This is a genomic window from Pseudomonas sp. PA-4-8C (assembly GCF_021606625.1).
Taxonomy (GTDB): domain Bacteria; phylum Pseudomonadota; class Gammaproteobacteria; order Pseudomonadales; family Pseudomonadaceae; genus Aquipseudomonas; species Aquipseudomonas lactis.
Window position 1 is genome coordinate 1 of record NZ_WKCD01000154.1, and the last position, 12,818, is coordinate 12,818.

Here is a 12,818-nt window from a genome sequence, read left to right on the forward strand (position 1 = left end):
CGGCAAGCCCATGCGATTGCACAACCACAACACGCCGATCAGCAGAATAAACAGGCCGATGGAAAAGCCGGGATTATCCATGGCGAAGTTCGCATCCGCCACATGGGCCGGCACCGCCAACGGCTCCCCGCCCACCACCTGAATCATCGCAGCCACGCCATCGCTGATGCCCTGACTGAAATTGCCGGCCTTGAACTTGGGCAGGATCACCTGGTTGATGATCACCCAGGATTGCGCATCGGTCAGCACGCCTTCCAGGCCATAGCCGACTTCGATGCGCAACTGGCGGTCATCACGGGAGACGATCAACAGCGCGCCGTTGTCCTTGCCCTTCTGGCCAATGCCCCACTGGCGGCCCAACTGATAACCGTAGTCCTCAATGGGCACGCCTTGCAGGTCAGGCACGGTGACCACCACCAACTGGTCGCCCGAGGTTTGCTCCAGCGCCTGCAATTGCTGGGTCAGTTGCTCGCGCACCGCTGGGTCGATCATCTGCGCGCTGTCTACCACCCGCCCGGTCAGCGCCGGGAAGGTCAGCGCCGCCTGGGCAACGCCCAAGCAGGCCAACAGCCACAGCGCCAGGCCTATCCGTAATAAACGCATCGACACCTCAGTGCAGCCTTATTTGAACTTCACTTGCGGCGCTTTATCGGCATCGGCGCTGGTGGCTTCAAACGTGGCGCGGATCGGCAAGTCGCTGTACATCACGCTGTGCCACAGACGGCCTGGGAAAGTGCGGATCTCGGTGTTGTACGCTTGCACGGTCTGGATGAAATCCCGACGGGCCACGGCGATACGGTTCTCCGTACCTTCAAGCTGGGATTGCAAGGCCAGGAAGTTCTGGTTGGCCTTCAGGTCCGGGTAACGCTCGGACACCACCATCAAACGGCTGAGTGCGCCGCTCAGGCCATCCTGGGCTTGCTGGAACTGCTTGAGTTTCTCGGGGTTGTCCAGGGTGCTGGCATCCACCTGGATCGAGGTGGCCTTGGCCCGCGCTTCAATCACCGCGGTGAGGGTTTCCTGTTCGTGGGCGGCATACGCCTTCACCGTTTCCACCAGGTTGGGGATCAGGTCGGCACGGCGCTGGTACTGGTTCTGCACCTGGCCCCAGGCGGCCTTGGCCTGTTCGTCCAGCGTGGGGATGTTGTTGATGCCGCAACCGCTCAGCACGCTGCTGATCAGTAACAGCGCCGCAGCCTTGAAGCCCCAGCGGTAATGTTGTGCTGCTTGCATGGTGTTTCTCCTGCCCGATCTGATGGAATGTGACGACTAACCCTATAAACCACGCGCTTGGGGCATAATCCGCCACCACTGGAATGCTTCGAGCCAATCAGCTACAAAGATGCCCAGCGCGAAAAAGAGTTCAGAGTGTGCTGCATTTATCTGAACAACACCCGAACAACAATAGACGTTCCCCACATTTTGGCCGACAGCATCGCTTTGAATGCTGCGCAGTAGCCGAAAAAGGATATTCATGAAAAAGCTGTGTTTGCTCGGCCTTGTTGCAACGCTGGCCACCCACCCCGTCTGGGCAGAAACAAAGCCTGCTGCGCTTAACGACAAGGACGCCTTTGTCAGCGACCTGCTCAAGCAAATGACCCTGGATGAGAAGATCGGCCAATTGCGCCTGATCAGCATCGGCCCGGAAATGCCCCGCGAGCTGATCCGCAAGGAAATCGCCGCCGGCCGCATCGGTGGCACGTTCAACTCCATCACCCGCCCGGAAAACCGTCCGATGCAGGACGCGGCCATGCGCAGCCGCTTGAAGATCCCGATGTTCTTCGCCTACGACGTGATCCACGGCCACCGCACCATTTTCCCGATCAGCCTGGCCCTGGCCTCCAGCTGGGACATGGACGCCATCGGCCGCTCCGGGCGCATCGCCGCCCAGGAAGCCGCTGCCGACAGCCTCGACATCACCTTTGCGCCGATGGTCGACATCTCCCGCGACCCACGCTGGGGCCGTACCTCCGAAGGTTTCGGTGAAGACACCTACCTGGTGTCACGCATTGCCGAAGTGATGGTCAAGGCGTTCCAGGGCACCAGCCCCGCGAATGCCGACAGCCTCATGGCCAGCGTCAAGCACTTCGCCCTCTATGGCGCGGTGGAAGGCGGGCGCGACTACAACGTGGTCGACATGAGCCCGGTCAAGATGTACCAGGACTACCTGCCGCCCTACCACGCAGCGATCAAGGCTGGCTCCGGCGGCGTGATGGTGGCGCTCAACTCGATCAATGGCGTGCCTGCCACGGCCAACACCTGGCTGATGAACGACCTGCTGCGCAAGGACTGGGGCTTCAAGGGCCTGACCGTCAGCGACCATGGCGCGATCTTCGAGCTGATCAAGCACGGCGTGGCCAAGGACGGGCGTGAAGCCGCCAAGCTGGCGATCAAGGCCGGCATCGACATGAGCATGAACGACTCGCTGTACGGCAAGGAATTGCCGGGGCTGCTCAAGTCCGGCGAAATCCAGCAGAGCGACATCGACAACGCCGTGCGCGAAGTGCTTGGCGCCAAGTACGACATGGGCCTGTTCAAGGACCCGTACCTGCGCATCGGCAAGGCCGAGGATGACCCGGCCGACACCTACGCCGACAGCCGCCTGCACCGGGCCGAGGCCCGCGACATTGCGCGCCGCAGCCTGGTGTTGCTCAAAAATCACAACGACACCCTGCCGCTGAAAAAATCCGCGACCATTGCCCTGGTCGGCCCGCTGGCCAAGGCCCCCATCGACATGATGGGCAGTTGGGCTGCTGCCGGCCGGCCTGCGCAGTCGGTGACCCTGCTCGACGGCATGAACGCCGTGATCGGCGAAAAAGGCAAAGTGATCTATGCCCGTGGCGCCAACATCACCGGCGACAAGGCAGTGCTCGACTACCTCAACTTCCTCAACTTCGATGCCCCGGAAGTGGTGGACGACCCGCGCCCTGCCCAAGTGCTGATTGACGAAGCGGTGAAGGCGGCGAACAACGCCGACGTTATCGTCGCGGCGGTGGGCGAGTCCCGTGGCATGTCCCACGAGTCATCGAGCCGCACCGACCTGAACATCCCGCAAAGCCAGCGCGACTTGATCAAGGCCCTCAAAGCCACCGGCAAGCCGCTGGTGCTGGTGCTGATGAACGGCCGTCCGCTGTCGATTCTGGAAGAAAACCAACAGGCCGATGCGATCCTGGAAACCTGGTTTTCCGGTACCGAAGGCGGCAACGCCATTGCCGATGTACTGTTCGGCGATTACAACCCATCGGGCAAGCTGCCGATCACCTTCCCTCGCTCCGTTGGGCAGATTCCAACCTACTACAACCACCTGACCATCGGCCGGCCATTCACCCCAGGCAAGCCGGGCAACTACACTTCGCAGTACTTCGATGACACCACAGGCCCGCTGTTTCCCTTTGGTTATGGCCTGAGCTATACCCAGTTCAGCCTGTCGGACATGGCGCTGTCGTCCACCACGCTGAACAAGACCGGCAAGCTCGACGCCAGCGTCACGTTGAAGAACACCGGCAAGGTCGATGGCGAAACGGTTGTGCAGTTGTATATCCAGGACGTGGCCGGTTCGATGATCCGCCCGATCAAGGAGCTGAAGAGCTTCCAGAAGGTCATGCTCAAGGCCGGCGAAGCGCGCACGCTGCACTTCACCATTACCGAAGACGACCTGAAGTTCTACAACAGCCAGCTCAAGTACGCGGCCGAACCGGGTGAGTTCAATGTGCAGATCGGGTTGGACTCCCAGGATGTGCAGCAACAAACCTTCGAACTGCTCTGATCTGAAGCTGTAAACACGGTCTGGGTGGGAGCTGCCTTGCCTGCGATAGCGGTGGAATATTCACCACCGCCATCGCAGGCAAGCCAGCTCCCACATTGGACTTGAGGTGAACCGACTAGCCGCGCCGATCCAGCAGGTTCACCACCAACCGATCAATCCAGCCCCACACCCGCTGCTTTACCCGCCGCCACAACGGCCGCGCCTTCCATGCCTCCAGACTCACCGCCTGGCTCTGGGCAAAGTCCGCTTCGAAACTGCCCACCACCGCCGCCGTCAATCCCGGGTCCAGCGCTTCAAGATTGGCTTCCAGGTTAAAGCGCAAATTCCAGTGGTCGAAATTGCACGAGCCAATGCTCACCCAATCGTCCACCAGCACCATCTTCAGGTGCAAAAAGCACGGCTGGTATTCAAAGATCTGCACGCCTGAACGCAGCAGGCGCGGGTAATAACGGTGCCCGGCGTAACGCACCGACGGGTGATCGGTGCGCGGGCCGGTGAGCAACAGACGTACATCCACACCGCGCCCAGCCGCCCGGCGCAAGGCACGGCGCACGCTCCAGGTGGGCAGGAAGTACGGTGTCGCCAGCCAGATACGCGATTTGCTGCTGTTCAAGGCGCGAATCAACGATTGCAGAATGTCGCGGTGCTGACGCGCATCGGCATACGCAACCCGACCCAGCCCCGGCCCGGTGGCGGGCACCTTGGGCAAGCGAGGCAAACCAAAGTGGGTCGCCGGTTTCCATTCTCGGCGCGCGGCGTTAGCGTGCCATTGCCGGTCGAACAGGGCCTGCCAGTCCAGCACCAGCGGGCCGCTGATCTGCACCATCACTTCATGCCAGTCGGCGGTGTCTTGGCCCGGCGTCCAGAATTCGTCGGTGACGCCCGTACCACCGACCACGGCGACACGCTGATCAATCAGCAGCAACTTGCGGTGGTCGCGATACAGGTTGCGCATCCAGCGCCGCCAATTCAGGCGGTTGTAAAAGCGCAACTCCACACCGGCATCGGTCAAGCGCTTGCGTAGCCCCAGGGTAAACGCCAGGCTGCCGTAATCATCGAACAGGCAACGCACCTGCACGCCGCGTTCGGCGGCCAGCACCAGTGCCTGCACCATGGCCTCGGCGCAGGCCCCGGCTTCGACCAAGTACAACTCAAGGTCAACCTGCTGCTCGGCCCGGGCGATGCCCACCAGCATCTGCGGGAAGAAATTCGGCCCGTCGATCAGCAATTCGAACTGATTGGCGCTGCGCCATGGGAACACTGCGCCGCTCATGTCAGCGCGCCGTGAAGATCAGCACCGCACCCACCGGCACCGACAAACTGATCGACTTGAGCCCCGCCGCCTTGCGCAAGGTCGCCACACCGGGCGCCAGGTCAAAATCCTCGGCATGCAATACCACAGGCTCAAGGGTTACCACTTGGAAGCGTCGATCATCCAGGCGCGTGGCCAGCAGTTCGGCGCTGTAGGTCTGGGTCTTGCCGTGCAGCGTGACGCTCAGGGGCAGGCGCAATTCCAGCTGCGCGCCGGACGCCAGGTCATTGATGGGTTGCAGATTGATCTGCGCACTGATCTGCGCTTCGGGGAAGGTCTTGATCTCGAACAGCGCTTTACGCATGCGCTCGTCGCGCAACGGAATACCGCTGTTGATCGACTCCAACTCCACTTCCAACTGAGCCGCGCCCTTGGCGTCGACCTTGCCATGCAATACCAGGAAGCGCTGGACTTCAGCCACCTCGGTGTTTTTAGTGGTGACGAAGGACAGGCGAGAGGATTCGTTATCCAGGTACCAGTCGGCGTGGGCGGGCACTGCTGCAGCGGCCAAAAGGGCGAAGGCCAAGGGTTTGATTGACATTGAAGACTCGCGGGGGAAAACCTGAGCGAACCATAAGCGCAATCTCATGAACGGCGCAAATTCATTGTGGGAGCGGGCTTGCTCGCGAAAGCGCAGTGCCAGTCAATACATGTGTAGCTGATACACCGCCTTCGCGAGCAAGCCCGCTCCCACATTTATTCGGCGGTGACTATCAAACCAGCGCTCGCTGCACTTCGCAGATCGTTTCTTCAAGGCTGCCCATATGCAAATTCAACACCCGCTCCACCGGCGCCTGATGCATCGGCCAATGCAACGCCATGCTCCCCACCAGGCGACCATTGGCGCGCACCGGTAGCGCCACCGCCCGGATCAGGAACGGCAAACGCACCGGGTATTCCCAATAACCTTCGGTACGCTGGCCGAAGCCCTGGTGCTGGGTTTGCTCGCAGGCGCGATAGTGCTCGTCTGCCGCCACATGATTGCGGCCTGCCAGGCGCTGTACTTCTTCAGCCGGTAACTGCGTCAGGCAGGCCTTGCCCATCGCCGAGTGGAACAGGCTGGCGTACTGGCCGACGATCTGGCAGTTGTTCGGGTACAGCTTGCGCAACACGCTGGGGATCGCGCTTTCCATGACCTCCAGGCGCTCACCATCAAAGCACGACAAGTCCACCACCAGCCCGGTGCGCTCGCTGAGCTCCAGCAACCAGGGCGCGGCGCTCTCCACCACCTGGCGCTTGAAGCGTTGCTGGGTGTCGCCGAACAAGCGTCGGGCACGCAGGCGGTAACGCCGATCACTCAGGCCCCGATAGACCCAGCCCTGCTCCTGCAAGGTCAGCAACATGCGCGACACCGTGGCCTTGGGCAGGCGCGTGAGGTAGTGCAACTCTTCCAGCCCCAAGGCCTGGTGCTCGCCCAGCAATTCGACGATTGCCAGAGCGCGCTCAACCGAGCGTACGGTGCCTGTCTCCATGTTCGATCTCCCTGTTGCCGGTGGATGATCTTTTTTCACAGCAAGATACAGGCCCGTCAGCGCTCAGCGGGTCGTTGCAAGGCACGCCGGTGGCCGGCGTTGTACCCATTGGGTCAGTTGCTCATGGGCGTAGGCCAATTGCAACACGGCCCTGTCGGCCTGGGCCGGGCCAATGATTTGCAGGCCCATGGGCAGGCCCTGGGGGTTGAAGCCCACGGGGATGCTCATGCTCGGCAAACCGGCGAGGGTCGGGCCGATCACCACTTCCATCCAGCGGTGATAAGTGTCCATTTCACGCCCGCCGACGAGGCGTGGCCACGGCTGTTGTGCATCGAAAGGGAACACCTGGGCAGTGGGCAACAGCAGGAAATCGTAACGTTGGAACAGCTTGGCCAGGGCGCGGTACCACTCACTGCGGTCCACCGACGCCTGGTAAACCTGCTGGGCACTCAAGCCCTGGCCACCCTCCACTTCCCATTGAGCCTCGGGCTTGAGCAGTGCGCGTTTTTGCGGGTTAGCGTAGGCCGCGCCGAGGTTGCCGTGCACCAGCCAATGGCGATGAACCAACCAGCAGCGCCACAGGCGCGCCATGGAAAAGTCCGGTTGGCAGCTGTGCACTTCACAGCCCAACCTGGCGAAATCATCCAGCGCCGCTTCGCACAGGCTCATCACGCCCGCGTCCATCGGCAGATAACCGTTGTAGTCCCCCAGCCAACCAAGGCGTGCGCCCTTGAAGTCGCGCTGCAACGGCTGGCCCAGCACCGCCGGATCGGCCTGGGAGGACAGCGGCGCGCGGGGGTCGTAACCGGCCTGGATGCTCAGCAACCGCGCCACATCCGTGACGCTGCGCCCCATCGGGCCTTCGGTGCCCAGTTGCTGCACGAACAGCTCCGGCATCGGCCCATGGGGCACCCGCCCTTGGGAGGGGCGCAAGCCGAACACGTTGTTGAACGCCGCCGGGTTGCGCAGCGAGCCCATCATGTCACTGCCGTCGGCCACCGGCAGCATGCGCAGCGCCAGGGCCACCGCCGCCCCGCCACTGCTGCCGCCGGCTGCAAGGCGCGGGTCATAGGCATTGCCGGTGGTGCCGAACAGCGTGTTGTAGGTGTGGGAGCCCAGGCCGAACTCCGGCACGTTGGTCTTGCCGATGATGATCGCGCCACTGGCCCGCACCCGCGCAACGCTGATGGCGTCTTCGCCCGGCACATGCTCGGCGAACAACGGTGAGCCCAAGGTGGTGCGCAAGCCCTGGGTGGCCGCCAGGTCCTTGATGGCCTGGGGCATGCCATGCATCCAGCCACGGGAGCGGCCCTGGTCCAACTCCCGATCGCAGGCCCTCGCCTCGGCCAGCACGGCCTCGCTGTCGCGCAATGTCACCAGCGCATTCACGCCGGGGTTAAAGCGCTGGATCTGCGCCAGGTACGCCTGCATCACCTCTTCGCACGACACCTGCCGTCCATGAATGGCCCGCGACAGCTCAGTGGCATCCCAATCAACAATACTCAAGGCTTCACCTCTCTGGAAAACGGCAACGGCTTGCTCGCCCGGGGGGCCTCGCGCATGCAGTAAGTGCCCAGCAGCGTCAGCACGCAGGCGAACAATACATAAAACGAGGGCGCCACCGGCGTGCTCAGCACCTTGCTCAGCCAGGTCACGATCAACGGCGCGAAACCTCCGAACACCATCACCGCCACGTTATAGGCCACCGACACGCCGGTCGAGCGCACCTCGATAGGGAACTGTTCGGCCAATGCCGTCGGCGCTGGCCCGAAGAACCCGCCAATCGCCGTGCACAACATCACCTGCATCACCAGCAGGCGCTCGATGGACGGCGCGGCGGCCACCCACACATACAAGGGGTAGACCATCACGAAGAAGGCCAGGGTGAATGCCATCAATACCGGCCGCCGCCCCAACCGATCCGAGAGCAGGCCGGACAAGGGGATCACCACGGTCATCAACGCCACCGCAAACATCTGCACCATCAGCACTTGGTCCAGCGGCAGGCCAAGGTTCTTGTGAGCGAAGGTCGGCATGTTCACCAGCACCACATAAAACGACACCGTCGCGCCGCAGGCCAGGCCCATGGACACCAGGATACTGCGCCGATGCTCGCGCAGCACTTGCATGAGGCTTGGCGCCGGGCCAGTTGCGTTTTTACGCGCCTGGATAAACTCTTCCGGGTCTTCCATGTGCCGACGAATCCACAACCCCACCGGGCCGATCAACAAGCCCAGCACAAACGGCAGGCGCCAGCCCCACAGGTCGAGGGTTTCGGGCGAAAAGAAATGCGTGACCAACGCCACCATCGCCGCCCCACCGAACACCGCCAGGCACTGCCCCACCAATTGCCAGGAGCCATACAACCCCTTGCGATGGGCCGGTGCGCTCTCTACCAAAAATGCCGTGGCACTCGCGTACTCACCGCCGGTAGCAAAACCCTGGAGCATGCGCGCCACCACGATCAGCAACGGCGCGCCCATACCGATGGCGGCGTAGGTCGGCGCGAAGGCAATCAGCGCGATAGACACGGTCATCAGCCGGATAATCAACTGCATCGCCGCCTTGCGGCCTTTGCGGTCGGCATAGATGCCCAAGAGGATGCCGCCCACCGGGCGCATGAAAAAGCCCACGCCGAAGGTGGCCAGCGCCATCAGCAGCGAGGCGTATTCGTCCTCCGAGGGGAAGAACTGACGGGCGATAATGCTAGCCAGGAAACCGTAAACGATGAAGTCATACCATTCCAACGCGTTGCCGATCACCGCGGCCACCACTTGGCGGGTGCGGGAAACGCCGGGCTTTAAAGTCTGCATGAGGAACACTCCATTCAACCGATCAGGGAAAGGGTCCAGCGGCAGAAAAAGGCATTACTGTAGGAGCGAGCTTGCTCGCGAAAAACGCGCAGGCAACACGGGCTACCTCAAAGCGCTGCGTCAGCGTTGACGATTTTCGCGAGCAAGCTCGCTCCTACAAGGGTTTGGGTTAGCCGGCCGGCTTGAGCCAGCTCTCGGCCAGCGCGCCCCAATAGGCGGCGCCGGTCAGCAGGATGTCGTCGTTGAAGTCATAGGCGGGGTTGTGCACCATCGGCCGCGACACGCCGTTGCCGATAAACAAGTAACTGCCGGGGCAGCGTTGCAGCATCCAGGCGAAGTCTTCGCTGCCCATCAGCGTGCGGGTGTTGCCGTCCACCGCATCGGCGCCGAGCAAGGCCACACCGACCTGGCGGGCGAATTCGGTTTCTTCGGCATGGTTGACCAGCACCGGGTAAGCCGGGCGGTGTTCGACCTGCACGGTGCAGCCGAAGCTGGCGGCCTGGGTCTGGATGATCGCGTTGACCCGTTCCAGCATCTGTTCGCGCACCTTTGGGTTAAGTGCGCGCAGGCTCAGGCGCAGCAGGGCTTGCTGGGGAATCACGTTGGCGGCTTGCCCTGCTTGAAGGGCGCCGACCGTGACGACAGCGGCTTCCTGGGTGTCGATATTGCGCGCCACCACCGTTTGCAAGGCCATGACCATACTGGCGGCAGCCACCAGTGGATCGACGGTAAGGTGCGGCATAGAGCCGTGGCCACCGACGCCTTCGAGGGTCACGGTGAGCAGGTCCTGGGAGGCCATCATCGGCCCCACCCTCAAGCCCAGATGCCCAGCCGGCAAGCCCGGCATATTGTGCATGCCGAACAGCGCCTCACAGGGGAAACGCTCCAGCAAACCGTCCGCCAACATCGCCTCGGCGCCGCCCTGGCCTTCTTCGGCGGGTTGGAAAATCAGGTTCAAGGTGCCGTGAAACTGCCGCGTCGCCGCCAAGTAACGCGCGGCGCCGAGCAACATGGTGGTGTGGCCGTCATGCCCGCAGGCGTGCATGCAGCCGGCATGCTGGCTGGTATAGGCCGCACCGGTGTTTTCGATGATGGGCAAGGCGTCCATGTCGGCGCGAATGCCCAACGTGCGCGAGCTGTTGCCATTGCGCAGCACGCCGACCACACCGGTCTTGCCGATGCCGGTGTGCACCTCATAGCCCCACTCCTTGAGTGACTGTGCGACCAGCGCTGAGGTGCGATTCTCTTCAAAGCCGAGTTCGGGATGGGCGTGGATATCGTGACGCACAGCGTGCAAGTCGCTGGCAACGTCGCTGAGCCAATCCAGAATGTGCTGGTGCGGGCGCATGGTGATTCTCCTCACAGGCGGGTGGTCCCGTTCTTGTTTGCAACACATCGACAGCTAAGCGCGATGTGCGCGTGAGGACAATCAAAGGTGGTTCCACTCTGTGGAACATCAGGGCCGAGCTTTTTTCCGTGAGCCCACACACATCCATAGATGGGAGCTGGCTTGCCTACGATGGCCATAGGTATCTACACAACTTTGGTGCGACGCTGGTCCTGTGGCGAGGGAGCTTGCTCCCGTGACGGAGTGACAGATGACGCAGATCTAGCTGACGCACCGCGATCCAAATGTGGGAGCTGGCTTGCCTGCGATGACGTCCTGACAGCCGACACCTATCTACCTGACACCCCGCGATCCAACTGTGGGAGCGGGCGTGCTCGCGAAAGCGGCCTGACAGGCGACACTGTTATACCGAGTACATATCCATTTCTGCGGTAACGGCCACTTAGGGTTCCGCCCTGACGGCGGCTCACTTTGCAAAAGCGGCAAAGTAAGCAAAACGCTCTTGCCCCACCACTCGGCCCCTCGCTTAGGCTCGGTGTGCCCGAACGCAGGCTTGAATCCGTGGGCCGCCGCCACGCGCCATCCATGGCGCGGGGCGGCTAACCCGGCGTCCTGCCAGGTTACCCACGAATTCAAGCCTGCGTTCGGCCAGCGTGGTTTAACGGGGCGCCTGAGATCAAGATCACAAGCAGATCAAGAGCAAGATCAAGAGCGGCTCGCTTCGCATCGTGGTTACTCGGCTGCTATCGCAGGCAAGCCACACAGGGTTATCCGGTTTCGTCAGTGGAAACCCGGTTTACTTACCAGGCGTCAGGGTCAACCTTGTCTTGCCGTACACCTTCTCAAAGTTCTGCGGCTGCATCGGAAAGCTCAGATATTGCGCCTTCAACGACGGGTCGATGCCGTTGGCATAGTTCGGGCTGGCCGGGTTGCCGGATTGGCCGATGCCGCTCTGGCCCATCATTGGTTCCGCCTGGCCGAAGTCGATGATCATGCGCAGCGCCGATACTTGGGTCGCGTTGAAATCCTGGCCCCAGGTGTACGGTGCCGGGTTCAGGGTGTTGTGATCGCCACCGCTGGCGAAGGGGCCGCGGATCGCCTGGCCATGGGTATCTTTCCAGGTGGTGCTGTGCAGCTTGCCCCACTGCCAGGCCTTGTGATCGGCGCCCAATTGGCTGTCGCCAGTAGTGATGGCGGCGGCCAGGGTGCGAGCCAGGATCGCGGGTTTGTCTTCTTTTTGCGCGGTACGCGTGTCATCCCAGAATGGGCTGTCTTCACGGCCCAGCAGGTGGTCGGCGATGGCCGAGTAGGACAGGCTGACATTGCTGACGAAGGCTTTCCAGCTGGCGCTGTTTTCCGGGCCGAGTTTGTCGAGGAAGATTTGCCGGGCGCTTTCTTGCAGGAACAGTTCATAGATCGCCGCGTCAGCCGAGGTGGTCGCCAGTCGACCATCGAAGGCCATCAGGCGGTCGAGCGCTTCGCGGGCCTTGGCGCGTTCCGCTGCCGGCAATGCATCGATGGCCTGCTTGAGGGGCAGGGCCATACCCGGCGCCTGGAACATGTTCTTGAGCTTGGCGGCGAAGAGGGTGGTCTGGTCGTATTGCATGGCGATCAGGCTGCGGCTGTCATGCTTGCCAGCGTTGGCCAGTTGCGCCAGGCGTTCGCTGCGCTCCGGTGCATCCCAGGCGTTGGACAGTTGCATGCCGTAGCCACGCGGTGCGGTGCGCTGGTTGGCGGTGCCGATCCAGCCCTGGGCCGGGTCTTGGTCGTACGGGTGCAGCATCGCGTCGGCGTAGCCGTCCCAGTCAAAGCGCGTGTCCCAGCCCGGCGATGGCAACAGGCCTTCGCCTTCTCGGCGGTTGGGGAAGCGGCCGGTGACTTGCCAGCCGATGTTGCTGGCGTCGGCGAAGATCATGTTCAAGGCTATGGCGCGAATCTCGCGGGTGGCATCCGAGGCTTTGCCAGCGTTTTGTGCGCGGGACAGGTCGAAGAATGCATCCAGGCTCTTGTCGTCCTTGAAGTCGGCGGTTTGCAAGGCCAGGCCAAGACCGCTGGTGAGCGCCTGGCTGCTGTTGAGCAGGGCGCCGTGGCGGGTTTCGTACACCAC

Annotated in this window: 10 protein-coding genes; 1 reads left to right on the plus strand and 9 read right to left on the minus strand. The window is 62.4% G+C overall.

What is annotated here, in order from left to right; all coding sequences use genetic code 11:
* Both GIW04_RS19960 and GIW04_RS19965 read right to left on the minus strand, forming a co-directional pair.
* Positions 1–603, minus strand: a 603-nt coding sequence (locus tag GIW04_RS19960; RefSeq protein WP_236270563.1) for a TPM domain-containing protein, incomplete at its 3' end; no start/stop codon positions are given.
* Positions 604–621: 18 nt separating this feature from the next.
* Positions 622–1,233 (minus strand): LemA family protein, encoded by a 612-nt coding sequence (locus GIW04_RS19965; RefSeq protein ID WP_003189372.1) that lies wholly within the window; start codon positions 1,231–1,233, stop codon positions 622–624.
* A 241-nt stretch (positions 1,234–1,474) separates the two neighbouring features.
* On the opposite strand from GIW04_RS19965, the gene bglX reads away from it, so the two are divergent.
* A complete protein-coding gene (gene bglX / locus GIW04_RS19970; RefSeq protein ID WP_034134954.1) occupies positions 1,475–3,766 on the plus strand; it encodes a beta-glucosidase BglX in 2,292 nt (763 codons plus the stop codon).
* Positions 3,767–3,881: 115 nt separating this feature from the next.
* Here bglX and GIW04_RS19975 read toward each other — a convergent pair whose 3' ends face one another.
* The 7 genes from GIW04_RS19975 to GIW04_RS20005 form a co-directional block, all read right to left on the minus strand.
* Positions 3,882–5,039 carry a phospholipase D-like domain-containing protein gene (locus tag GIW04_RS19975; RefSeq protein WP_057711909.1) on the minus strand — a complete coding sequence of 386 codons (1,158 nt, stop codon included), beginning with the start codon at positions 5,037–5,039 and terminating at the stop codon, positions 3,882–3,884.
* Position 5,040: 1 nt separating this feature from the next.
* The gene (locus GIW04_RS19980) at positions 5,041–5,619 is read right to left on the minus strand and encodes a YceI family protein (protein ID WP_120247633.1); all 579 of its coding nucleotides are present in this window, start codon (positions 5,617–5,619) and stop codon (positions 5,041–5,043) included.
* Positions 5,620–5,791: 172 nt separating this feature from the next.
* Positions 5,792–6,550: a helix-turn-helix domain-containing protein gene (locus GIW04_RS19985; RefSeq protein ID WP_034134951.1), complete on the minus strand. Its 759-nt coding sequence runs from the start codon at positions 6,548–6,550 to the stop codon at positions 5,792–5,794.
* Positions 6,551–6,613: 63 nt separating this feature from the next.
* Positions 6,614–8,056, minus strand: a complete 1,443-nt coding sequence (locus GIW04_RS19990) for an amidase (RefSeq protein ID WP_120247632.1) — start codon at positions 8,054–8,056, stop codon at positions 6,614–6,616.
* Positions 8,053–9,363 carry a citrate-proton symporter gene (locus GIW04_RS19995; protein ID WP_120247631.1) on the minus strand — a complete coding sequence of 437 codons (1,311 nt, stop codon included), beginning with the start codon at positions 9,361–9,363 and terminating at the stop codon, positions 8,053–8,055. Before GIW04_RS19995 ends, GIW04_RS19990 begins: the two co-directional genes overlap by 4 nt.
* A 169-nt stretch (positions 9,364–9,532) precedes the next feature.
* The gene (locus GIW04_RS20000; RefSeq protein WP_003189359.1) at positions 9,533–10,711 is read right to left on the minus strand and encodes a M20 aminoacylase family protein; all 1,179 of its coding nucleotides are present in this window, start codon (positions 10,709–10,711) and stop codon (positions 9,533–9,535) included.
* 796 nt (positions 10,712–11,507) lie between these two features.
* Positions 11,508–12,818 (minus strand): penicillin acylase family protein (locus GIW04_RS20005; protein WP_236479148.1); only part of this gene is annotated, 1,311 nt, incomplete at its 5' end.